17 protein-coding genes are annotated in these 23,547 nt (G+C 74.4%); 4 read left to right on the top strand and 13 right to left on the bottom strand.

Going from position 1 to position 23,547, the window contains the following annotated elements; translation table 11 throughout:
• Positions 1–90 precede the first annotated feature (90 nt).
• A complete protein-coding gene (locus ACZ6BG_RS06890; protein ID WP_468997717.1) occupies positions 91–543 on the top strand; it encodes an ATP-binding protein in 453 nt (150 codons plus the stop codon).
• 220 nt (positions 544–763) lie between these two features.
• On the opposite strand, the gene ACZ6BG_RS06885 is transcribed toward ACZ6BG_RS06890, so the two are convergent.
• The 4 genes from ACZ6BG_RS06885 to ACZ6BG_RS06870 form a co-directional block, all read right to left on the bottom strand.
• Positions 764–2,476 (bottom strand): glycosyltransferase, encoded by a 1,713-nt coding sequence (locus tag ACZ6BG_RS06885; protein ID WP_468997714.1) that lies wholly within the window; start codon positions 2,474–2,476, stop codon positions 764–766.
• Positions 2,473–4,671 carry a CDP-glycerol glycerophosphotransferase family protein gene (locus ACZ6BG_RS06880; RefSeq protein WP_468997712.1) on the bottom strand — a complete coding sequence of 733 codons (2,199 nt, stop codon included), beginning with the start codon at positions 4,669–4,671 and terminating at the stop codon, positions 2,473–2,475. The genes ACZ6BG_RS06885 and ACZ6BG_RS06880 overlap by 4 nt, the downstream gene beginning before the upstream one ends.
• Before the next feature lie 85 nt (positions 4,672–4,756).
• On the bottom strand, positions 4,757–5,530 hold the full coding sequence (locus ACZ6BG_RS06875) for an ABC transporter ATP-binding protein (RefSeq protein WP_468997709.1): 774 nt from the start codon (positions 5,528–5,530) through the stop codon (positions 4,757–4,759).
• Complete coding sequence (locus tag ACZ6BG_RS06870; RefSeq protein WP_468450060.1) at positions 5,523–6,449, bottom strand: ABC transporter permease; 927 nt, start codon at positions 6,447–6,449, stop codon at positions 5,523–5,525. Before ACZ6BG_RS06870 ends, ACZ6BG_RS06875 begins: the two co-directional genes overlap by 8 nt.
• Before the next feature lie 150 nt (positions 6,450–6,599).
• On the opposite strand from ACZ6BG_RS06870, the gene ACZ6BG_RS06865 reads away from it, so the two are divergent.
• The gene (locus ACZ6BG_RS06865) at positions 6,600–7,241 is read left to right on the top strand and encodes a TetR/AcrR family transcriptional regulator (RefSeq protein ID WP_468997707.1); all 642 of its coding nucleotides are present in this window, start codon (positions 6,600–6,602) and stop codon (positions 7,239–7,241) included.
• 75 nt (positions 7,242–7,316) lie between these two features.
• Here the strand turns inward: ACZ6BG_RS06865 and ACZ6BG_RS06860 are convergent, their stop codons facing one another.
• Positions 7,317–7,481 carry a hypothetical protein gene (locus ACZ6BG_RS06860; protein ID WP_468997705.1) on the bottom strand — a complete coding sequence of 55 codons (165 nt, stop codon included), beginning with the start codon at positions 7,479–7,481 and terminating at the stop codon, positions 7,317–7,319.
• 212 nt (positions 7,482–7,693) lie between these two features.
• Between ACZ6BG_RS06860 and ACZ6BG_RS06855 the strand changes: the two genes are divergently transcribed.
• Together ACZ6BG_RS06855 and ACZ6BG_RS06850 are read left to right on the top strand one after the other, a co-directional pair.
• A complete protein-coding gene (locus ACZ6BG_RS06855) occupies positions 7,694–8,893 on the top strand; it encodes a sensor histidine kinase (RefSeq protein WP_468997703.1) in 1,200 nt (399 codons plus the stop codon).
• Complete coding sequence (locus ACZ6BG_RS06850; RefSeq protein ID WP_468997700.1) at positions 8,881–9,528, top strand: response regulator transcription factor; 648 nt, start codon at positions 8,881–8,883, stop codon at positions 9,526–9,528. Before ACZ6BG_RS06855 ends, ACZ6BG_RS06850 begins: the two co-directional genes overlap by 13 nt.
• A 110-nt stretch (positions 9,529–9,638) precedes the next feature.
• Here the strand turns inward: ACZ6BG_RS06850 and ACZ6BG_RS06845 are convergent, their stop codons facing one another.
• The 8 genes from ACZ6BG_RS06845 to ACZ6BG_RS06810 all read right to left on the bottom strand — a co-directional run bounded on the left by ACZ6BG_RS06845 (position 9,639) and on the right by ACZ6BG_RS06810 (position 23,539).
• Positions 9,639–10,379, bottom strand: coding sequence for an FG-GAP repeat domain-containing protein (locus tag ACZ6BG_RS06845; protein ID WP_468997697.1), 741 nt, complete (start codon positions 10,377–10,379; stop codon positions 9,639–9,641).
• Between the two features lie 179 nt (positions 10,380–10,558).
• A complete protein-coding gene (locus tag ACZ6BG_RS06840; protein ID WP_468997695.1) occupies positions 10,559–13,216 on the bottom strand; it encodes an ABC transporter permease in 2,658 nt (885 codons plus the stop codon).
• A 326-nt stretch (positions 13,217–13,542) separates the two neighbouring features.
• Positions 13,543–14,403: an ABC transporter ATP-binding protein gene (locus tag ACZ6BG_RS06835; RefSeq protein WP_468997693.1), complete on the bottom strand. Its 861-nt coding sequence runs from the start codon at positions 14,401–14,403 to the stop codon at positions 13,543–13,545.
• Between the two features lie 147 nt (positions 14,404–14,550).
• Positions 14,551–15,432 (bottom strand): NAD(P)-dependent oxidoreductase, encoded by an 882-nt coding sequence (locus tag ACZ6BG_RS06830; protein ID WP_468997691.1) that lies wholly within the window; start codon positions 15,430–15,432, stop codon positions 14,551–14,553.
• 98 nt (positions 15,433–15,530) lie between these two features.
• Positions 15,531–16,517: a UDP-glucose 4-epimerase GalE gene (gene galE / locus ACZ6BG_RS06825; RefSeq protein WP_468997689.1), complete on the bottom strand. Its 987-nt coding sequence runs from the start codon at positions 16,515–16,517 to the stop codon at positions 15,531–15,533.
• A gap of 154 nt (positions 16,518–16,671) precedes the next feature.
• The gene (locus ACZ6BG_RS06820) at positions 16,672–18,300 is read right to left on the bottom strand and encodes a glycosyltransferase family 2 protein (protein WP_468998011.1); all 1,629 of its coding nucleotides are present in this window, start codon (positions 18,298–18,300) and stop codon (positions 16,672–16,674) included.
• 134 nt (positions 18,301–18,434) lie between these two features.
• Positions 18,435–20,027 carry a hypothetical protein gene (locus tag ACZ6BG_RS06815; protein WP_468997687.1) on the bottom strand — a complete coding sequence of 531 codons (1,593 nt, stop codon included), beginning with the start codon at positions 20,025–20,027 and terminating at the stop codon, positions 18,435–18,437.
• Positions 20,024–23,539 (bottom strand): bifunctional glycosyltransferase/CDP-glycerol:glycerophosphate glycerophosphotransferase, encoded by a 3,516-nt coding sequence (locus tag ACZ6BG_RS06810; protein ID WP_468997685.1) that lies wholly within the window; start codon positions 23,537–23,539, stop codon positions 20,024–20,026. Before ACZ6BG_RS06810 ends, ACZ6BG_RS06815 begins: the two co-directional genes overlap by 4 nt.
• Between the last annotated feature and the right edge of the window lie 8 nt (positions 23,540–23,547).

Genomic DNA, 23,547 nt, shown 5'->3' with positions numbered 1-23,547 from the left:
ACCCGCTCGGCGCCTGACCCTTGGGTCACCTTGCTGCTTTTCGTGAATAGTAGTACGGTCATCGCCATCGTACGGCCCAGGATCAAGGCGGTGTTCACCGTGTCCCTGTCACGGCAACGACGATTTCCCCGCGCACGTGGCTCCGTGCCCGCTGCTCGCGCCTTCGCTCTTGAGACGCTGGTGGAGTGGGGTGTGGACGTCACTGATCGGTATGACGACGTACGTCTCTGCGTCTCGGAGCTCGCCACGAATGCCGTGTTGCACGGCGTTCCGCCGGGGCGTGAGTTCTGCCTCACGCTTGTTGTGGACGGTCCGCTGCTCCGGATCGAAGTGCGGGACAGCGGCGGCGGGTTCCCGCGGATCGTCCGTGAGGGCGGCGAGGAGTGCGGTGGCCGAGGGCTGCGCCTGGTGGCGGCCTTGGCCGACGACTTCGGTGTCACCGTTCACACCCCTGGCAAAACCGTCTGGCTGGTCTTCAAGGCCGTCACCGAAGTGGCGCCGAGGTCCGCGCGTGCGGACGGGACGCTCGGGGTTCGCGCGTGAGCGGGAGGGGCGGGATCGCGTGAGGCAGGTATGGGTTCGACGCTGTGATGGTCGACCTGGATGCGGCTTCGGACGCACCGTAGGCGGAGAGGTGGAGGGCTGCTGCCCGCGTGGGTTCACTCGGGTCGGCGGGGGCGGGCGGGTGGGCAAAGGCCGGGCGGCGAGGACGGCGGTGATCGGCTGCGGCGTCATGGGGGCGGGCTCGGGCGCAGCCTCCGCGTCAGCGGGTCGCGCTTGCCAGGAGGCGGGCCGCTCGGCGTACGCGGGAGTTGCTGGGGCCGATGATCCTGCGGGTCAGGGGACGCAGGACGTGGGCCGTCACGCCCGCCGGGGTCCAGGTGAGTTGGAGGCGGCCCGCGCCGCGGCCTTCCGGCTCCGCCGTCACCTGGTGTGGGGCCGTGCCCGAGCGGTAGGGGATCCGGGCCGTCATGCGGGGGAAGGTCAGCGGGGCCAGGAGCAGGCCGCTGTTGCGGAGGCGGCCGTCGGTGAGCTGGATCAAGGGGTGGCGCGTGCCGGAGAAGCCGTCCACGGGGACGCGGGCCTGCGCCAGGTCCAGGACGACCTCGCCCTCGAAGACGCCGGGGCGGACCGGGTCCAGGCGGAAGCGGGTCGTCATGCGGCGGCGGCCCGGCGCCACGACCAGGCTCGCCACCTGCGGGCCCACGGGGAGGCGGAGCCCGGGGTCGTACGTGCGGACGGAGAGGGTGAGTGCCGCGCCGACGGGGGCCCGCTCGATGCGCGTGATCTCGTGCCGGAACTGCGCGCTGGGAAAGGGGCGCGCATCCAGGGCGAGTTCCGTCAGGTCCAGCTCCCCGCGCGCGGACGGTGTGTCCGGGACCCGCGCACCCCAGTACAGCCGCCCCTCCCCGTCCACACACACCTCGCGCGGAGCGACTCCGTGGCCGAGCCCTCGCGCCGCGACCTGCGCCTCCGCGAGTCGCCCGTCCCGTACGAGTTGGAGGACGACGCGCTCCGCGCGCGGCAGCCGCTCGTACGCCCTCTGCGCGAGGCCCGCCAGATAGGGGTTCACGATGTCCGCGAAGCCCCGCAGCCACTCCTCGTCCCGGAAGGGGAGGTCGCCCGCGTACATCCGGAAGTCGTGCTTGAGGAACTTGTAGTCCTTGGCCTCCCGCACTCCCGCGTGCCCGCTCTCCACCAGGAACGCATCGATCAGGCCCTGCACGTGCACCCGGTCCCGCACATTGCTCAGCTTGTGCCGCTGGTTGGAGATCGACGCCGCCTCCGCCGCGCCGTAGGGCTCTATGTACCAGCGGTACACCGGCTCGGGGATCACCGTGAACGCCTTCGCCAGGCAGTACGCCTGCGCCGAGAACAGCTGGTCCTCGTAGTGGATGCCCTCGGGGAAGCGGAGGTTGTTCCGGTCCAGGAAGGACTTCCGGTACATCTTGCTCGTCGACAAGTGCTCGAAGAACAGGCCGGGTTCGGCCTCGATGCCCGCCACCGTGCGGCGCTCGGCGACGAGGTGCGGCATCCACGTCGACGTACGGCCGGTGTCCACCCGGACCCGCTCCACGGCGCCCATCACGAAGTCGACCTCCGCCTCGGCGTGCGCCGCGAGCAGCAACTCCACCGCTCGCTCGGGGAGTTCGTCGTCACTGTCCAGGAACATCAGGAACGGTGCGCGCGCGATCTCGATCGCCCGGTTGCGGGGCGCGCTGCAGCCGCCGCTGTTCTCGGGGAGGCGGAGGTACGTGACCCGGTCGTCCCGCGCCGCCAACTCCCGCGCCACGCGCGGCGTCTCGTCCGTCGAGTGGTCGTCGCTGATGACGATCTCGATGTTCGGGTGCGTCTGGGCGCGCAGTGAGGCCACCGCACGCGGGAGGCGTTCGGCGTCGTTGTAGACGATGACGGTGACGGTCACGTCGGGGGCTTCGGAAGGCGCTGACGGGTGTGCGGTGCCCTCGGTGCTCATCGTGCCGCCTCCTCCGGAGTCGGGGCCGGGGTCCGTTCGTCCAGGGGCGTGACCGGCGGCAGCGACGCTTCGCTCTCGCCCAGGAACACCCGCCGTACGACCCGCTCCGCCGCCCGCCCGTCGTCGAACTCGCAAAAGCGCCGCCGGAACGCCGCCCGCGCCTTCGCCGCCGTCTCGTCCCGCCAGGCGTCGGAGACAAAAAACTGCGTCAACTCCTCCTGGGTGCGCGCCACTTGGCCCGGCGGCTCCGCCAGCAGGTCGAAGTACACACCGCGCGTCTTCGCGTACGTCTCCCAGTCGTCGGCGTAGACGACGATCGGGCGGTCCAGATTGGCGTAGTCGAACATGATGGAGGAGTAGTCCGTGATCAGCGCGTCGGCGGCGAGGGCCAGGTCCTCGACGGGGTCGTACGTCGACACGTCGATGACGCGTCCGGCGCGGCGCAGCCCGGCGAGCGGGGAGGCCGTGCCGCCGTAGAAGTAGTGGCCGCGCACCAGGAGCACGGTGTCCTCGCCGAGCCGGTCGGCGAGGGTCGCGAGGTCGAGGCGCGGGGTCCAGGTGGCCTCGTAGTCGCGGTGCGTGGGGGCGTAGAGGAGGGCGCGCTTCCCGGGGGCGATGCCGAGGCGTTCGCGGACCGCGCGCACGTCCGCCGCCGTCGCCGTGTAGTACACGTCGTTGCGCGGGTAGCCGTAATCCAGCTCCACGTACCGCGACTGGTAGGCGCGCTGCCACATCTGCGTGGAGTGGGTGTTGGACGAGACGCTGTAGTCCCAGCGGTCCACGCGCGCGAGCAGGTCGTGGAAGTTCAGGCCCTTGGCCGCCGCCGGGTAGTCGAGCTGGTCCAGGCCCATGCGCTTGAGGGGCGTGCCGTGGTGGGTCTGGACGTGCACGGCGTCGGGCCGCTTCACGGTCGCGTTGGGGAAGTTGGCGTTGTTCACCAGGTACTTCGCCGTCGCCAGGGCGCGTGAGTGGCGGCGCGTGCCGGGGACGACGTGGTCCGTGCCGGGCGGCAGCAGCGGTACGTTCTCGGCCGCGACCACCCACACCGGGTGGATGTGCGGGGCGAGTTCGGCGAGCTTCGCGGCGATCGCGGCCGGGTTGCAGGCGACGCCCCGGTCCCAGTACGCGGAGAACACGGCCAGGTTCGGGTCGACCGGGCGCCGCAGGTCCTGGTGGTAGCGCGCGTCCCGGACCTTCCTGCCGACCGCCGCCCGTCCCGCCCCGACGGCCGAACGCACCTTGCGCCGCCGCTGGTTGACCGCCTGGAACGCGCGGTACTTCGCGTACGCGTCCTCCTCCAGGAGGCGTCGGCGCACCCCTTCGAGGCCGCCGGGGCTGCGGTACCCGGGCGGGCGGTGGGCGACCGCCGCGCGCGAGGCCCGGCGGAAGAACTCCCGCGCCGCCGGTTCGGGCAGCCGGTCGCGGGCGACGATCCGCAGGCTCGCGGTGACCATCGCCGCGTACAGCACGGCGCCGGGGCCGCCTCCCGCGTCCCGCTCGGCCGCCAGGTTCAGGAGCCGCTCGTACGTCTCCAGGAGCGCGAAGCGGTCCTCGGGCGTGACCGGCGGCAGGCTCTCCACCCGCAACCGCCGGTCCTCCAGGGCGACTTGGTCGTACGCTGCCACGCGCCCGGCGACCAGCGGCACCGCGTACGCCACGAACAGCTCGTCGTCCGTACCGAACAGCTCCGCGTGCGCCCGCCAGAAGTCGGCCCGCACGATCCTCGTCCCCAGCAGCGGCGTGACCTTCAGCAGATCCGGGCAGTCGGCGAGCGGCACGTCCCGGCGGCCCGGCTTGGCCAGGAACCGGCCGTCGCGGCTCGGCGTCCGCGAGTGCCGCCAGGTGGAGACGACGTGGTCGGTGAGCAGCACGTCCACGGTGTCGTCGAGGGCCGCCGCGCGCTCGGCGACCGCTCGGGCCGCGAGCGCGGGCACCCCGTCCTTGCTGTGCGCGAACTGCAGCCGGCGCCCGCTCGCCCGCGCCGCGCCCGCCGCACGGGCCGCGCCGTCCGGGGTGCCGTCGGGCAGCGGGACCACCGTGACGTACGGGTGGCGGGCGGCGGCCTCCTGGGCGGACGCGCCGACGGCCGCGAGGACCACCTCGACCGCGGGGCCGGCGTCCGCCAGCTCCGCCAGGGCCTCGGGGAGATGTCCCTGCACATTGCGGCCGTACACGACGACGCTCAGGTCTGGCATCCAGCGGCCCGCCTCTCTCGTCCTTCCGGTGTAAACGCTCCCATAGTGTAAGGATCTGCGTATTGATGCGACAAAAGGGGCACTGTCAGCGGGCGGTGAACCGCTCGTACTCCTTCATGACCTCCGCCGTCGGCCCGTCCATCCGCAGCTCGCCGCGCTCCAGCCAGAGCACGCGGTCGCAGGTGTCCCGGATCGACTTGTTGTTGTGGCTGACCAGGAAGACCGTGCCCGCGCGTGCGCGCAGTTCGCGGATGCGGGACTCCGAGCGCTTCTGGAAGGAACGGTCGCCGGTGGCGAGGGCCTCGTCGATGAGGAGGACGTCGTGATCCTTGGCCGAGCCGATGGAGAAGCGGAGGCGGGCCGCCATGCCGGAGGAGTACGTGCGCATCGGCAGGGAGATGAAGTCGCCCTTGTCGTCGATGCCGGAGAAGTCGACGATCTGCTGGTAGCGCTCGCGGATCTGCGCGCGGGACATGCCCATGGCCAGGCCGCCGAGGTGGACGTTGCGCTCGCCGGTGAGGTCGTTCATCAGGGCCGCGTTGACGCCGAGCAGGGACGGCTGGCCGTCGGTGTAGATGTGCCCGCGCTCGACGGGGAGCAGCCCGGCGACCGCCTTGAGCAGGGTGGACTTGCCCGAGCCGTTGGTGCCGATCAGGCCGATGGCCTCGCCGCGGTGGGCGGTGAAGGAGACGCCGCGGACGGCGTGGACCGTGCGGACGCCACGCGCCTCCCCGCCCTCGCGGCGGCGCAGGATGCGGCCGAGGGCGGCGGTGGCGGCGCCGCGGCCGGAGGTGGCCGCGCCGTGGACGCGGTAGACGATGTCGACCGCGTCGGCGATCACGGTGGGGGTGTCAGCCACGGCCGTACGTCTCCTCCGCCTTCCAGAAGTACAGGAACCCGCCGACCCCGGCGAGCAGCGCCCAGCCCACCGCCCAGGCCCACACGTGCGCGGGGAGCCGGCCCGCGTGGAAGCTGTCGATGAGGGCGAAGCGCATCAGGTCGATGTAGACGGCGGCCGGGTTGGACTCCAGGAGCACGGTCACCGCGTGCGGCAGGTGGCGGTCCTTCAGGACCGTGTCGATGCTCCACATCACCCCGGACGCGTACATCCACGTCCGCAGCACGAACGGCATCAGCTGCGCGACGTCCGGGGTCTTGGCGCCGATCCTCGCCATGGCGAGGGCGAGCCCGGCGTTGAACGTGAACTGCAGCGCGAGCGCGGGGATCGCCAGCAGCCAGGACGCGGTGGGCGGCACGCCGAACGCCAGCAGGATCGCCACCAGGGCGCACAGCGAGAACAGCAGTTGCTGGAGCTGTTGCAGGCAGTACGAGAGGGGGAGCGAGGCGCGCGGGAAGTGCAGGGCGCGGACCAGGCCAAGGCTGCCGGAGATCGCCCGCGTGCCCGCCATCACCGACTGCTGCGTGAACGTGAACACGAAGACGCCCGTGACCAGGAACGGGACGTAGTCCGGCACGCCGTGCCTGGTGTTCATCAGCACGCCGAAGATGAAGTAGTACACGGCCGCGTTCAGGAGCGGCGTCATGATCTGCCAGAGCTGGCCGAGCTTCGCCTGGCTGTACTGCGCGGTGAGCTTGGCGGTGGCGAACGCCGTGATGAAGTGCCGCCGGTGCCACAGCTGCCGTACGTAGGCGGGCAGGGTGGGGCGGGCGCCGCTGACGGTCAGGCCGTGGCGGGCGGCCAGGTCGGCGGGGGACAGGGCGGGGGGTCCGGAGGGGGCGGCCGTCGCGGTGGGCGGCTTGTCGAGGAGCTGGCTCACGTCCGCTGCTTTCGCTCGGGGGCGCGGGGGTCCGAGGGCGACGGCGACACGTCTGTGCGTCGGGACGGGTCCGTATCGTCGTCACGCCGACAGTAGGACGTCATTACGTCGGGACGCAACCGTATCGTCGTCACGCCTTATGCTGTCCGTATGACGACGAGCGACGGGGACGCGGGCCGTACCGCACGCCAGCAGGGCAAAAGGACGCCGGCCGGAGCCGCCGTGCTCCGTGAGGATGTGACCGAGGCCATCCGGGCCGCCGTCTTCGGGGAGCTCGCGGCCGTCGGCTACGCCCGCATGTCGATCGAGGGCATCGCGCGCCGCGCGGGCGTCGGCAAGACCGCCGTCTACCGGCGCTGGCGCTCCAAGCTGCACCTGGTCCTCGACCTGGTGTCGGCCCTGGCCGTCCAGGGCCTGCCGACCCCGGACACCGGCTCCCTGGAGGGCGACCTGCGCCTCCTGTACGAGGTGACGTCCCGGGCCCTGCGCCACCCCGTCGCCTCCCAGGTCATCCCCGACCTCCAGGCCGAGGCGGCCCGCAACCCCGAGATGGCGGCGGCCCTGCAGAAGGCGCTCCGCGAGGGCCAGCACGGCGTGGCGAGCGGCATCGTCGCGCAGGCGGTGGCGCGCGGCGAACTGCGCGCGGGCCTGGCCGACGGGGACGAGGAACTGGCCCTCGACCTGATGTCGGGGCCGCTGTACTGGCGGGCGGTGGTGGTGCGCGGGGAACTGCCGAAGGGGTACCTGGAGAGCTTGGTGCGGGCTACGGCGGCGGGGCTCAGGGCGCTGTAGGGCCGCGCGCCGCCCGGACGCGGGTGGGCCGGGGCGCTGTGGGCCGATGCGGCCCAGGCCCGTCCCGGCCCTCGCTCAGGCCCGCTTCTCGCGCGTCAGCACCAGCGCCGTGATCGAGCCGATGACGGCGACGCCCGTGGTGACGCTCACGGCGATCTCCAGCGCGCCGTCGAACAGCATGCCGCCGAAGGCGTTGACGATGGTGCCGAGGGCGAGCAGGAGCCAGAGGGCGGCCTTCATGGTGTGACCTTTCGGGACGGCGGGACGGCTGGGCGCCCGGACGAGGGGTGAGGGCTGGAGGGTCCGTCGGTTTCGTACGTGATCAACTCTGCCGCCCCCGCGCCTCGATGGCGAGGGAGCGTCCCCCCGAAGCGATGGTGCAGCCCGCTGCACCATCCTCCAGGGGGCGGGCACGCCCGCGCCCACGGAAGCCCTCGCCTAGCCTGAGGCTCATGCGAGAGACGATCGACCGGGCGGACCGCGCCTCCATGCTGCTGCTCATGGGCGCCGGCCTGTCGATGATCTCGTACATCTTCGTCGGCATCCTCCTCTTCACCGTCGTCGCGTCGCTCATCGTGGTCGGCCTGGGGATGCTGCCCGAGACGGTCCTGCTGCTGCGCAGGCTCGCCGGGATCAAGCGGCGGCAGGTCGGCGAGTGGTCGGGGCGGCGGATCCCCGAGGCGTACACGCCGCTGACCGGCACCCTCGTCGAACGGGTGCGGAAGGCCGTCAAGGACCCCGGCACGTACCGGGACCTGCGGTGGCTCGTCCTGCACTTCATCTACGGCTTGCTGCTGCTGTACGTGGCGCTGCCGGTGTGGGTGGTCGGCATGCTGGTCGACGGCGTGTGGTGCGGACTGCTCGGCCGCAGGGCCGTGGTGCTCCCGCTGATCGTGCGCTTCGCCGCCCTCGACGCGCGCTGGTCGCGGGCGCTGCTCAAGCCGTCGCCCGACGCCGAGCGCAACGCCGAACTGACCGAACGGGTCGAGGAGCTGACCGTCACCCGGGCGGGCGCGGTCGCGGCGCACGGCGCCGAGCTGCGCCGGATCGAACGGGACCTGCACGACGGCACCCAGGCGCGGCTCGTCTCCCTCTCGATGCGCGTCGGCCTGGCCCGGCGGGCGTACGACAAGCAGGTCACCGCCGACCCCGGCGCCGGCCCTCCGGACCCCGAGGTCGTCCGCAAGCTCCTCGCCGACGCGCAGGACCAGGCCGAGGAGGCCCTGACCGAGCTGCGCCACGTCGTGCGCGGCATCCACCCGCCGATCCTGACGGACCGCGGACTCGTCGGTGCCGTCAGGGCGTTGGCGGCCAGCAGTGGCCTGGACGTGACCGTGCGCGACGAGGGCGTGGAGGGCGGGCCGCGCGCTCCCGCCGCCGTGGAGGCGGCCGCGTACTTCGTGGTGGCGGAGGCACTGACGAACGCGGCGAAACACAGCGGGGCGCGGCGGGCGGCGGTGGAACTCGCCCGTGGGGCGGCGGGGCTGCGGCTGCTGGTGCGGGACGAGGGGCGGGGCGGGGCCGACGAGTCCGGCGGCACCGGCCTGCTCGGCATGCGGCGCCGGGTCGCGGCGCTCGACGGGACCATGGAGGTGGTCAGTCCCACCGGGGGGCCGACCGAGATCGGAGTGGAGCTGCCGTGCGTGTGGTGATCGCGGAGGACAACGCCCTGCTGCGGGAGGGTCTCGTGCTGCTCCTGACGTCCGTGGGACACGAGGTGGCGGCCGTCGCGGCCACCGGCCCCGAGGTCCTGCCCGCGCTCCTCGAACACCGCCCCGACGTCGCCGTCCTCGACGTCCGGATGCCGCCCGGCTTCCGCGACGAAGGCCTGCGCGCGGCCCTCGCGGCCCGCGAGCAACTGCCGGAGCTGCCGGTGCTCGTCCTCTCCCAGTACGTCGAGGAGACGTACGCGGCCGAACTCCTCGGCGCCGGGGCGAGCGGCGTCGGCTATCTCCTCAAGGACCGCGTCGGCCGCGTCGACGAGTTCCTCGACGCCCTGGAACGGGTCGCCGCGGGCGGCACCGCCCTCGACCCCGAGGTCGTCACGGAACTCCTCACCCGCCGCGGCGCCGACCCGCTCGACTCCCTCACGCCCCGCGAACACGAGGCCCTGCACCTCATGGCCGAAGGCCGCGACAACGCGACCATCGGCGCCACCATGTCCATCTCCGACCGCGCGGTCAGCAAGCACATCGGCAATGTCTTCCTGAAGCTCGGGCTGCCGCCGAGCGACAGCGGGCACCGGCGGGTGCTCGCGGTCCTCGCGTACCTGAACAAGGCCCAGTAGGACCCGGCACGCGCAAGGGGGTGGGCCCGGACCGGGCCCACCCGACGGTTCGGCGCGCCCGCGGCTCGTGGCCGGTGGAGGTGCCGCCGTGACCGGTGCTCAGGACGTGGTCAGGAGCACGCCTTGTAGAAGTGCTTCCACCCGCTGGTGGGCATGGCCGGCGGCTCGGCCGGGGTGCCGGTCTTGCCGTACCGCTGCTGCAGGTCGTAGTCGTACTTGCCCGGTCCCGTGCCCGGCTTCGAGAGGCGCACGGACCGCTCCCACACGCCGTCACCGGCGTTGTTGAGGACCGCGAGGTCCGGGTACGCGTCGCCGCCGTAGTCGGCGATCCGGAGCTGCTTGGCCTCGCCCTGGGTGCCGATGTCGAGCTTGCGGGCGGAGGCGGAGCCCAGGTCGGCGCGCTTGAGCGGGCCGGGGCGGTACTGCGCGACGCGCGCCTTGTTGGGGTCGTCGATGCCGGACGGCTTGACGATGTTGACGACCATGTCGAGGGTGCCGTCGTTCTGGAAGTCGGCGACCGCGGCGGTCGTGACCTCTCCGGACCTCGTGCCGAGCAGCTTGCTGACGGTGTGCTTGGTGCCGAACGAGCCGCTCGCGGTGCCCCACTGGACCGTCATCTTGAGGCCGGTGTGCCCAGGGTTGATGATCTTGTCCGGGCGGCCGTCGCCGTCGAGATCGCCGACCAGCGTCGTGGCGCCCGCCAGACACGGGGCCGCCGCGGCCGCCTTGCCGGACCGGTCCGCGCCGCCCGAAGCCGAGGACTCGGCCGCGCTTGCCTGGAAGCCGGCGACGGTCAGGGTCAGGGCCGCAGCCGCGACCGGCGCGGCGATCAGCCGTGAGCGCTTAAGCATGTACGAACTCCTCATGTCGTTGCGGTGAAGCCGTTGAGCCCCACTGCCACCAGCGTGCGAGGTGATCCATGCAAATCGCCAATAAAACCGGGCAGCTTGGGACACTGGAACGCAAAAACGGTCGTTGGCCAGGGGATACGCGTGCAGCCTGGAACGCCGGGGTGGAACGCTCCGCCGCCTCAGCCCGTCGGATAGCGCCCCCGCAGCACCCGCCACAGCGGCGGCACCGTCCCCGCCAGAGTCGTCGCCGCGACCACCGTCACGATCAGGATCACCTGGGTCGCAGGGAGGTGGGGCAGCGCCCCCGTGAAGGCGAGGCTGAACGCGAGGAGCGGGACGAGGGCCGCCGCGGCGCCCACGGTCAGGCCCGTGAGAGCGATCGCCGCCGCCTCCGCGTGGAGCATACGGCGCAGTTGGGCGCGGGCCGCTCCCGCCCGGCGCAGGAGGGTGAGTTCGGGGCGGCGGCCCACCCCGATCAGGGTGAGGGTGCTCAGGACGGCCACGACCGTGAAGGCCCCGATCGCCCCGACCGCCGTCGCGTTGACCACCTCGCCCAGGGCCTGGTCCTCCGGCTCGACGTGCGCGGCGGCCCGCACGGCCTCCGCGCCCCGGTCCACCCGCGCCCCCGGCACGGCCGCGCGTACCTTCTGGGCCGCCTGGGCCCCGCCGTCCGTCGCGACGAGCACCCGGGCCGCGCCGACGCCGGACGTGTGCCGCAGGACCTCGTCCCGGGAGAGCAGGAAGTCCCCCGCGCCCAGGCCCCGTTCGTACACCGCGACCACCCGCAGCCGCCCCTCGGCCCCGTCGCCGAAGCGCAGCGTCACCGTCGAGCCCGGTTTGGCGTCGAGGGAGCGGGCCCGGTCCGAGGAGAGGGCGACCGTGCCGGGGCGCAGGCCACCCAGGCCGCCCTCGCGGACGTCGGGGTCCAGGGTGCGGGTCAGCCGCTGCGGCGTGACGCCGAGCACCGGTACGCGTTCCAGCACCGGCGACCCCGCCTCCTTGCGGGCGAGGACGACCGTGCTGTGGACCACCTCGGTCGCCGCGGCCACCCCGGGCGCCGAGCGGATCCGGTCGAGGGCGCCGGACGGCAGGCCGCCGTCCGCCCGCACCACCAGGTCCGCCCGGGCCACCTCCCGCGCCTGCGCCCGCGCCTCGTGCGAGAGCGTCGCGCCCGCCGCGAGCTGGACCACGGAGAACGCGGTGACCAGCACGATCGGGGTGATCGCCGCGCCGAGACGGGCCGCCGCGGCCGTGCAGTTGGCGGCGGCGAGCCCCCCGCCGGGGCCGCCGAAGCGGCGCATGGGGGCGCCGAGCACCCGCATCGCGCCCGTCGCGATCCACGGGCCGAGCACCGCGCACGCGATGACCAGCGAAACGGCGGCCGTGCTCGTCGCCGCCGCGGCGGCCTGGCCGTGCTGCGTCACCGCCGTCCCCGCTGCGGTGACGCCGACGCCGAGCAGGACCAGGCCGGTGACGCGGCGGGGCGTCCCGGGCGGCGACTCGCGCAGCGCCTCCGCCGGACGGACCTTCGCCGCCCGGGAGACGGCGAACAGGGCGGACAGACGGGCGACGAGGACCGTCACGGCGGCGGTCACGAGGGGAGCGGCCAACAGCCAGGGCGGCAGGGGGAGCCGCAGGCCGTCGGGCAGCGCGCCGCGCGCGTCCAGGAGCGCCCGCAGGCCGAGATACGCCGGTACGGCGAGGACCGCGCCCACCGCCGCGGCGGCCACCGCGACCCGGCCCACCTCGCGGCCCACCGCGCCCCGCAGTTGCCGGGGCGTCGCGCCCACGGCCCGCAACAGGCCCAGCTCGTGGCCGCGTTGCCGCAGCGCCTGCACGATCGTCGACGCCACCACGAGGACGGCGATCATCACCATGGTCCCGGCGACCGCGCCGAGGATCTCGATCATCGTCGCGCGGGCGGGCGCCGCCGCCAGGTGCTCGGCGGTGCCCCTGCCGTCCCCGGAGAGCACCCGCAGCCCGGCGGAGTCCCCGTCGGCCCGGTCCCCGGCGGCGCGCAGCTCCGCCTTGTCCACCGCGTCCCGCACCCGCCCGTACAGCTCGCCCGCGCTCACGCCGGGCCCGGCCACGACGCCGATCGCGTCGACGGTGCCCGCGTGCCCGGCCAGGTCACGGGCCCGCCCGGCGGTGAAGTACACGGCGGCGCGCGGCCCGTCGGCGACGCCCACCACGCGGTACGCGGCGTCCGCCCCGCCGGCGCGGAGCGCCACCCGGTCGCCGGTGCGGGCCCGGCCCGCGCCCACGACGACCTCGTCCGGCCGCTGCGGCGCCCGGCCGTCCCGCAGCGCGAACGGCGCCAGCCGGGCCGCGTCCCAGGGCCGACCGGTGACCGACTCGCCCTTGAGCCCCACCGGGAACAGCCGGTCGGCGACGGCCGCTTCGACGCCGGGGACCGCGCGGACCACACCGAGCGCGGCCTCGGGCACCCGCACCCGCTCCGTCAGCCCCGTGGTCTTCGTCTCCGGCTCCGACCCCCACGGCTTCGCGGTGTACCGGGTGTTCTGGTCCCCGGCGACCACGAGGTCCGCCGCCGCGTACCGCTCCACCGGCGCGTGCCCGAGCGCCGCCGACGCCACCGCCAACGCGAAGGTGCCGAGCAGCGCGGAGGTCAGCACGAGCGCGGCGAAGACAGCGGCCCAGGCCTTGCGGTGGGTGCGGGCGGCTCGGGCGGCGAGGAGGGCGGTGACTTTGGGCTTGGGCGTGGACTTGGGCGTGCGCGTGGATGTGGGCGTGCGCGTGGACTTGGGCTTCCGCCTTGACGTGGGCGTGGGTCGGGATGCGGACGTGCGCTTGGACGTCGACTGCGGCGCGGACATGGGTGTGGGCTCCGGTGCGGGCGCGGGTGTGGCGGCGGGTGTGAATGCGGACTTGGCGTCGGGCGTGGACCTGGCGTCCGGCGTGGACCTGTGTCCGGACGCGGACGCAGGCCAGGACTCCGGCGTGGACGTCGATCCGGGCTCCGGCGTAGACCCCGCCCCGGGCCCCGGCGCAGACCCCGCCCCGGGCCCCGGCGTAGACCCCGCCCCGGGCCCCGGCGTAGACCCCGCCCCGGGCCCCGGCGTAGACCCCGCCCCGGGCCCCGGCGCAGACCCCGACCCGGGCCCCGGCGCAGACCCCGACCCCGCCCAGGACTTGGGCGTGCTCACGCCGCCACCGCCCCTCGTCCCAGCCGTCGCATCACCGCGTGCACCCGTTCCGCGTCCGGGCGGTGCAGGGTCGCCACCACGCGGCCCTGCGCCAGGAACACCGCCTCGTCGCACCACGCCGCCGCGGTCGGGTCGTGGGTCACCATGACGACCGTGTGGCCGTCCTGGTCCACGGCCTGGCGCAGCAGGGCGAGGACGTCGTGGGCGGTCGCCGGGTCGAGGGCGCCGGTCGGCTCGTCGGCGAAGACGACGGCCGGGTCGGTCACCAGGGCGCGGGCTATCGCGACGCGTTGCTGCTGGCCGCCGGAGAGTTCGGTGGGGCGGTCGTCGGCCCGGTCGCCGAGGCCGACGGCGGCGAGGGCCACGGCCGCGCGCCGGGCCGTCGTCTCGTCGGTGCCGTCGGCGCCGCCCAGCATCAGGGGCAGCGCCACGTTCTCCGCGACGCTCAGCGACGGCACGAGATTGTGCGCCTGGAAGACGAAGCCGATCCGCTCCCGGCGCAGCCGCGTCAGGGCGGCCTCCTTCAGCGAGCCGAGCTCGACGCTCTCCACGCGCACGTGCCCGGACGTCGGCCGGTCGAGCCCCGCCGCGCACTGGAGCAGCGTCGACTTCCCGGACCCCGAGGGCCCCATGACGGCGACGAACCGGCCGCGCCCCACGGCCAGATCGGTCGGGTGCAGCGCGACGACGGCGCCACCGCGATACGTACGGGAGACCCCGTCGAGGGCGAGGGCGGCATCGCTCGGCGCGTGGCCGCCGTTGGGCGCGAAGCCGTCACCGCCGGGCGCGAAGCCGTTCCCTCCGGCCCCCGCCCGCCCCGCCCGCGCCAACCGCTCCGGACCGCGCCGCCTGAACATTCCGTACGCCCTCTCGGTGACCGTCGCGGCACACGCCGCCCGTCACCGAGAACGCTAGGAATCGGGGCCCTTCGGGCACGAGAGGGCGAGCCCCCGAGGTGGGGGTGCAGCCTGCTACACCCCCGGCCCCCGAGGCCCCGGCGGGCCCTACGCGGGCTTGCGCAACACCTCCACCAGGGCGCTGACGCTCTGGTCCGCGCGGCCCTCCGCCACCGCCCGGTCCAGGAGCGCGTGCATCGGCTCCAGCCAGCGGGTGTCGAGCCCGGCCTCGGCCGCGACCTCTCGCTCGTCGGCGCTGCCCGCGTGGAAGATGCCGATGGACGACTGGGGGTCGTCGTAGGCGCCGCGGTCGATCTCCGCCGCGTAGTGCGGCAGCAGGGAGACGATCATCTCCAGCCACTTCGCGGTGTACGGCACCAGCGTGCTCGCCTCCAGGCCCCGCGCCGTGACCAGCGCCGCGCCCTGGAAGAAGCCGAGCAGCGCGGGCAGCAGCGTGCCGCCGACCGCCGACTCGTACAGCGCCGCGAGGTCCGGCTCGGTGCCCAGGTGCACGGTGTCGCCGCCGATGACTCGCAGCGTGGCCTCGTACTCCTCGAAGAGGGCGCGGTCGCCGCAGTAGTAGTGCAGGGTGTCGGCCGCGCCCACGGCCGCGGGGACGTTCTTGATCGCGCCGTCCAGGAACCGCGCGCCGTGCCCGGTGGCCCACTCGGCCATCGCGCGGGCGCCGGAGGGGATACCGGAGTTGACGGTGACGAGGGTGCGTCCGGCGAGCGCGGCGGTGGCCGGTTCGAGGGCGGCGAGGGTGGCGTCGTACGTCGTCAGGCAGGTGATCGTCAGGGGGCTCGCGGCGAGCGCGTCGCGGATGTCGGGGGCGTGTGTCGCGCCCCGCTCGACGAGGGGCGCGGCCTTCTCGGGGCTGCGGTTCCAGACCGTCGTCGGATGCCCGGCCGCGACGTACGCCGAGGCGAGCGCCGCTCCCATGGCACCGAGTCCGACGATCGTCACGGGCGTGCGGGCATGCTCGGGCATGGTGCTCCAATGCTGGGGTGGGGTGGGCGATGCGGCCTCGCACCCCAGCCTGGATTCCGCCGTACGGATCCTCAAGTACCTACTATTTGGTGCGGTACTTACCGTTCGGTGCGTGCCTCGGGGTGCAGCCGCGTCCACCCCGCCCACGCCGACTCCACCATCTCGCGCACGTCCCGCTTGGCCGACCAGCCGAGTTCAGCGGTGACGCGGTCGGCGGCGGCGACCACCCGGGCCGGGTCGCCCGCGCGCCGCTCGGTGACCGTCGCCGGGATGTCGTACCCCGTGACGTCCGCGATCAGGTCGACCATCTCGCGCACCGAAACCCCCTCGCCACGGCCGACGTTGAGGGTCAGGTCGGTGGACTCGGGCGCGCCCGCGAGGCGCCGGGCGGCGGCCACGTGGGCCTCGGCGAGGTCCGTGACGTGGATGTAGTCGCGCACGCAGGTGCCGTCGGGCGTGGCGTAGTCGGCGCCGAAGATCCGGGGGGCCGCGCCCGCGGTGAGCTTCTCGAAGACCATCGGGACGAGGTTGAACACGCCGGTGTCGGCGAGCTCCGGGCTCGCCGCGCCCGCCACGTTGAAGTACCGCAGGCAGGCCGTGCGCAGGCCCGTCGCGCGGCCCACCGCGCGGGTCAGCCACTCGCCCGCGAGCTTCGTCTCGCCGTACGGACTCATCGGCACGCAGGGCGTGTCCTCGGTGACCAGGTCCACGTCGGGCATGCCGTACACGGCGGCCGACGAGGAGAGGACGAAGGACGGCACCCGGGCGTCCGCGACCGCGTCCAGGAGGACCCTGAGGCCTTCCACGTTCTCCCGGTAGTAGCGCAGGGGCTGTTCGACCGACTCGCCGACCTGCTTCTTCGCCGCCAGGTGTACGACACCCGTGACCGCGTGGTCCCGCAGGGCGCCCGCGACCCGGTCCGCGTCGAGGGTCGAGCCGACGACGAGCGGCACCCCCTCAGGCACGCGCTCGGCGAGGCCCGACGACAGGTCGTCGTAGACCACCGTCCGCTCGCCCGCCTCCGTCATGGCGCGCACGACGTGCCCACCGATGTATCCGGCGCCGCCGGTGATCAGCCAGGTCATGGTCAGCTCGTCCCGTCGTGTCGTGTTGGCCCGGGATGTACCCCGGACATCCCGGACGTGCAGTGTCGCAGAGCCCGGATACGGGTCACGTCAGGGGCCGTCCGCCCGACGGCCCCGGCCGGGGGCCGTCCGCCCGCGATGGCCTTCGCGCACGTCAGAGGCCGTCCCCTCGTCCGCCCGCACGCCTCCGCACGAACCGCGCCAGCCGCCGCCGCGCCACCGCCACCACCCCGCGGAGCCCCGGCGCGAGCCGCACCGACAGGTTCCCGGCCTGCGTCGCGTACGGCTGGACGAGCAGCACGCCGCGCCGCCCGCCCGGCACCACCGTGCGGCGCAGCAGGCCGGGCCCGGCCACCGCGCGCGCCGTGGTCTCGCGCGCCGTGCCGTCGCCGAACAGCAGCCGCACGCGCAGGTCCCACACGTCGCCGTCGAGCGCCGCGAGGTCGACCCGCACGTCGGCCACCCACGTCCGGCCCGGCTCCTCGGCCGTGAACGCCGCCGACCGCCGCACGCCGGGGCGCCCGCCGCCCCGGCGCGTCAGCTCCACGTCGACCACCCCCGGGCCCGCCGCCGCGACCCGGCCGTACAGCTCGTGCAGGCGCAGCCGCAGCACGCTCGCGCCCCGGCGCGGACGCAGTTCGGCGTCGACCGCGAGCGGCAGCAGGCGCAGCGGCCTTGCGAGGAGGTGCTCCAGGGTGACCTGGGGCAGGTCGGCCGACCAGACGGGGGTGTCGTCGGCGGCGCGCGCGTAGGGCGGGGCGAGCCGGGCCGGGCGGGCCGCGACCTGCTTGAGGCGGTCCAGGTCGCGCGGCTCGGCGGCCGCGAGGACGACCCGGGCGATGACGCGGCCGGGGGCGGGGGCGGCCGCGAGGTCGGCCTCGTCGAACTCGGTGAGGTAGGCGCGGGTGAGCGCCCACCACTCGCGCTGGTACTCGGGGCCGCGCTGGGGCAGTTCCCGGGTGTACATGCGCAGGCCGTGGTCGAGGAACTGGGCGCGGGCGGCCCGCGCCAGCACCTTGTCGCCGTCGGCGGCGCCGCGCAGGATGTCCACGGCCTGGCGGTGTGCCGTGATCCGGGCCCGCCAGTTCTCGATGCCCGCGCGGTCCAGCGAGATCGACAGCTTGGCGGCGGTGCGCCGCACGTGCCACACGTACACGGTGTCGGGGACGAGGGCGATGCGCGGGGCGGCGGCGAGGACCCGGGCGCCGAAGACGAAGTCCTCGTAGATGAAGCGGCCTTCGGGGAAGCGGACGGCGTGCTCCCGCAGGAAGTCCGTGCGGTAGAGCTTGTTGACGCACAGCGTGTCGTGGACGAGGCGGGGGCGCAGCTCGGGGCGGGTCACGAGCGCGGCCTTGCGGTACAGCTCGGGCTGCCAGGGCACCTCGCGCCCCGACGGCAGCTCGCGCCGCACGCACAGGCCCGACGCGACGTCCGCGCCGTGCCGCAGCGCCGCGGCGAGGAGCGCCCGCGCGCCGCCCGGCGCCAGCACGTCGTCGCTGTCCAGGAACATCAGGTACGGCAGCGTCGCAGCGTCGACGCCGTCGTTGCGCGGGGCGCCGCAGCCGCCGCTGTTGACGGCGCGCCGCACGACCCGCACCCGCCGGTCGGCGGCGGCCAGTTCCGCGAGGACGGCGGGGGTGTCGTCCGTCGAGCAGTCGTCGACCGCGATCACCTCGCCCACCACGGGGCCCTGGGCGAGCGCGGAGCGCACCGCGTCGGCGATGTGCGGGGCGTCGTCGTAGCCGATCACGACGACGGTGATCTGGGGCTCTTGAGGTGAGATGGGGTCCACAGGGGAAATTTTAGGGCTTGGTAGAAATTATCCGATTAGGGGGCTTCGTCACGGAGTGCCGGACGGAGCGCAGGACGGGGTCCCGGACCGGGACCGGCGCCGCTCATCCGCCCGAGGACGCGCCCTCATCCGCGCGACGACGCGCCACCCACCCGCGCGAGGACCTCGCCCGTCCGCGCGCTCCACGCCACCACCACCGCCTCCGGCGGCAGCGGCTGCTCCGGCGCCACCAGGAGCCAGCGCACGTGGTGGCGCCGGACGACGGCGGCGCGTTCGGCGGCCGAGGTGGCCGGGTCGAGGTAGGCGCGCACCTCGCCCAGGCGCTCGTTGCGCGCGGACTCCGCGAGCGACGCGTCCGGCCAGGCGGGCGCGACCAGGTTGACGCCGAACGCCGGGATCGAGCGCATGGGGCGGTAGCCGTCGGTCAGGACGACGTCGCCGCGCTTCATGTGGGCCGCCGCCCAGGCGTAGCTCGGCCAGCGCGGCGGCTGGTCGAAGCCGATCGGGTCGAGGGTGCGGGGCACGACGGCGCCCGCCTGGATCTGGACGAAGCCGACGAGCGCGCCGAGCGCGGTGGCCCCGGCGAGGGCGGCGCGCCGGTTGCCCCAGGTGCGGGGCGCGGTCAGCTCGATGGCGAGGGCGAACTGGAGCGGGACGAGGGTGAGCCCGAGGATCCTGCCGTACGTGTAGTGGCCGCTGAGCCAGCCGTAGCCGACGATCGCGCAGTCCAGGGCGAACATCAGGACCAGCGGGTCCGCGCGGTCGCGCCGCCAGCGCAGGAACAGGGCGGGCAGACCGAGGGCGGCGAGCCAGAAGCGCTGCGGCATGTCGGTGTAGAGCTGGCGGTGGATCCAGTCGACGCTCGCGTCCCCGACGAGCGTGAGCGGGTTGAAGTACGGCCAGGTGGTGGCCACCGCGAGCGCGGCGAGCCCGGTGAGCGCCCATCGCAGCGGCGACCGCAGGCGCGGCAGCGCGAACGCCGTCACGCCGATCACCGCCGCCACCGAAGTGATCGGGTGGATCAGGAGGACCAGACCGCACAGGGCGCCCAGACCCGCGTACGCCCACCAGCTCCTGGGCGGCGCCCCCGCCAGCGAACCCGCCCACGCCCAGGCCCAGAACATCAGCGCGATGCCGAACGTCGACGGATAGCCGAGGTTGCCCGTCATCGACATCAGGCCCAGGTAGCCGCTCCACCACGCCATCCGCGTGCCCCACAGCAGCACCATCGCGAACAGGGCGAGGACGGGCGCCCAGGGCCGGGGGGTGAGGACGCGCACGAAGCGGGCGATGCCGGTGAGCAGGACAAGGAGGTTCAGCGGCCCGGAGAGCTTGACGACCTGCCAGCCCGCGAGGCCCGTGGCCTTGGCGAAGAGGGCCTGGGCGACGGCGTACGGCGAGTAGTACGCGCTGCCGTCGCCCGGCAGGTCGGCCATCGGGTGCCGGGGGTGCAGCAGGTCGTCCTTGAGGCGTTCGACGACGGCCGCGTGCTGGCCGAAGTCACAGCAGATCGGCACCCGCCAGTACGCGAGCGACATCACCAGCCAGAACAGCCCGCCGACGACCAGGTAGGGGCTGGGGTGCCAGCGGATCCCGAAGCCCGTGGCGGTCGCGCCGAGCCGGGCGCGCCGCCGCTGCCACGTCGTCACCGCGGGGGCCGCCGCGGTGCCTTCCGCGGCCGGCGCGGTCGTCGTCCCCGAAGTGCCCGCCGCCGTCATCGCATCAGCCTGTCCGCGACGCGCTCCGCCGCCCGGCCGTCGTCGAGGTCGCAGTAGGCCTCGCGGAACGCCGCGTACGCCTTGCGGTGCCGGGCGGAGACGGAGTCGAGGTCGCGCAGGGCGTCGACGACCTCGCCGGTGGAGGCGAGCAGCGGGCCCGGTGCGCGGGACTCGAAGTCGAGGTAGAAGCCGCGCACGGTGTCGCGGTAGTGCTCCAGGTCGTAGGCGTGGAAGAGCATCGGGCGGCCGGTGTGCGCGAAGTCGAACATCAGGGACGAGTAGTCGGTGATCAACACGTCGGCGACCAGGAGGAGTTCGGCGGTCCGCGGGTGGCCGGTGACGTCGCGGACGAAGGGGGCGCGGGCGCCCGGGAGCCGCCCGGAGGTCAGCGGGTGCTTGCGCACGAGCAGCACGTGGTCGTCGCCGAGGACGTCCTCGGCGGCGCGCAGGTCGAGGGCGGGGTCGTAGCGGAAGCGGCCGGGGCCGAAGCCGAGGTGGTCGCGGTAGGTCGGGGCGTACAGGACGATCCGTTTGTCGGGGCTCAGGCCCAGTTCGCGCCGGACGCGTTCGGTGACCTTGTGGCGGTCGTCGGCGAACAGCACGTCGTTGCGCGGCGATCCGGCTTCGAGGACCTCGCCGTCGTAGGTGAGGGCGCGGCCCAGGTGCGGGGTGGCGAAGCCGCTGGGGGAGACCAGGACGTTCCACTGCGCGGCGAGCCGGGGCAGCCGGTCGAGGTGGCCGTGGTCGGCGTACAGGGTGTCCGTGAGGTCGGCGCCGATGCGCTTGAGGGGCGTGCCGTGCCAGGTCTGGACGACCGTCTGGCCCTCCCGGCGCGCGAAGAAGTCCGGCAGATGGCCCGCGGTGACGATACGACGGCAGCGCGCGAGCGCCCCGTACCACTCGGCGCTGTGCTCCTCCACGCCGCGCGCGCCCGCGGGGACCCGCGTCTGCTGGTCGTGCGTCACCCAGAGGTGCTCGACGTCGGCGCCGCGCCGCACCAGCTCCTCGTGGACGGCGCGCGGCGAGTCGCCGTCGAAGTACAGGACGGCGTCGCGCAGGCTCTTGACGCGCTCTCTGGGGTAGTGCTCCGTGCGCAGCCGGTGGCGCCGGTACGCGCCGCGCTCGGTGGGCGCGAGCACCGACCCGGCGTCGATCAGAAGCCGGTCGCCGAAGCGCCGGTCGGCGCTGAACTCCCGCCCCTGGACCACCCGGTGGTCCGGCATCCCGGCCCCCACCGACGTGAGCACCCGCACCGGCACGCCCGCCCCGCCGTGCCCGACCTCCCGCAGGAACGCGTACCACCGCCCCTCCCGCAGCACCCCGCCCCCGGGTGCGACGCGGGCCCGGAACCGCCCGCCGGACAGCTCCACCGGCACGGTCACCTCGTCGTCGCGGCCGCTGTGCCGCAGCACCAGCTCGGCCGACGGCCAGCTCGCCGCCGCGGCCGTGCCCTCGACGGCGAGGGTGCCGTCGTCGGCCCAGTCGACGCGGTCGGCGACGGGACGCCGGGTGAGTTCGACGACGAGGCCGCCGCGGTCGTCGGCGGTGGCGCACAGTTCCCGGCCGGGGCGCGTCGCGTAGCGGCCGGGGGGCAGGTCGAGGGCGGCGGCGAGGGGCGCCGTGCTGCCGTCGGCCAGTTCGAGGACGGCCCCCCAGCGGTCGCCGTGCGGCGGCTCGACCTGGGCGGGCGCGCGGTGCGGTGCGGGCGGCACGTCCTCCAGGTCGGCGAGGCGCACACGGGCCTCGAAGCGGTCGTCGACGAGGGCGACGGGGTAGCTGAAGACGGTGCCCTCGCGGGTCAGGCGCAGGGCCTTGGGCCGGGCGGCGCCCGCGGGGGCGGTGGTGAGGGTGCCGGTGAGGATCACGTCGCCGCCGTCCGCGCGATGGCCGTCCACCCGCGCCGCGTACTCCTGGACGCGCAGCACGAGCCGCCCCTTGCTGAAGCCGAGGACCAGGCGGAGCCCGTCGCCGAGGTCGCGGGTCAGCGACTGGGTGCGGGGGCCGTCCGCCGCGCGCACGGCGGCCCGGCGCACGGTGCCGTGGCCCGCGACGACCACGCCGAGCAGCCAGTTCCCTGGCCGCCACCGGCCGCCGGCCTTGAGCTGCTCGGGGTCGACGGTCATCTCGAAGCCCGACAGGTCGTAGCAGTGCAGCCGCTGCCCGGAGCGCTCGGTGGCCTCGGGCGCGGGCACGGTCCGCGTCGGCACCCGCTTGAACCGGCCCCTGCCGTGCGCCGACTTGAGCAGCCCCGCCTTCACCGACTGCCCCGGCCGCGCCGCCTCCAGGTTGCGCACGTAGGCGTGGCCGCGGATCCGCAGCCGCCCCCGCTCGTCCCAGCCGGCCTCGTCGAGCCGGGCCACGGCGGGCAGTTCGCTCTGGTCGAGGCGGGTGAGGTCGCGCGGGAGCCGGTCGACGCCCGGGTAGGCCGCGTACCGGCGCAGCGAGCCGCGCACCGCGAACGCCCCCTTGCCGCCCCGCCGTTCACGGTCGAGCAGCTCGATCAGCTCACCCGTGCGCCGCTCGCGTACGAGATGCCACTTCACGCGCAGGTCCACGGGAAGCCGCCGCAGGATCGCCGGGTCGGCGGTGCGCAGGAACTCGGCGGTGTCCGCGAGGAACGCCGCCCGGTACTCGGGCCCGCCCATCGGCAGCCCCTCCAGGAAGTACACGAAGTCGTCGCGCAGACAGGAGACGTCGTACGTGGACTTCAGCTCCGGCGCGTGCTCGGCGAGGAAGCCGCTGACGTGCGCGCAGGCCGCGACGCGGTCGCGCACGCCCTTGACGTCGGTGCGCCGCCGCGTGATCGAGCCCTCGCGCACCCGCCAGTAGTAGACGTGGTCGCTGAGCACGTCCACGGACGAGGCGAGGAAGTGCGCCGGGATCATCACCGGGGTGTCCTCGTACAGCCTGCCCTCGGGGAAGAGGAAGCCGTGCCGGTCCCAGAAGGAGCGCCGGAAGACCTTGTTCCAGGCGACCCGGTCGGCGAGCAGCGCCAGGTCGCGGGAGATGTGGGTGCGGGTGCGCGGGGCGGTGAGCCACTGGTACTGCCAGGCCTGGGAGCGGCCGCGCTCGGTCAGGCGCCACACGTTGCCGCTGGCGAAGTCGGAGCCGCTGGCGTCCAGGCTCGCGATCATGCGGGCGTACGCGTCGTGCGGCACGATGTCGTCGCTGTCCACGAACGTCAGGTACTCGGCGGTCGGACTCGCGTGCCGCACCCCGGTGTTGCGGGCCGCGCTCAGGCCCGCGTTCGGCTGGCGCACGTACACGAAGCGGGGGTCGCGGGCGGCGAAGGCGCGGGCGATGCGGGGGCTTGCGTCGGTGGAGCCGTCGTCGACGAGGACGACTTCGAGCCCGCCGGCACGGCCGCCCCCGGTATCCCCTCCGTCCCGTCCGATCCCTCCGGCCCCTCCGACCCCGCCATCAAGGGTTTGGCGGGCGATCGACTCCAGGCACTCCTCCAGGAACTCCTCGACGTTGTAGATGGGCACGACGACGCTGAGTCGGGGCTGCACGGCGAGCG

The sequence above is a fragment of the Streptomyces sp. NPDC041205 genome (assembly GCF_055591765.1).
The sequence above is the reverse complement of the archived record's forward strand: the minus strand, read 5'-3'. Positions and strand labels throughout refer to the sequence as shown.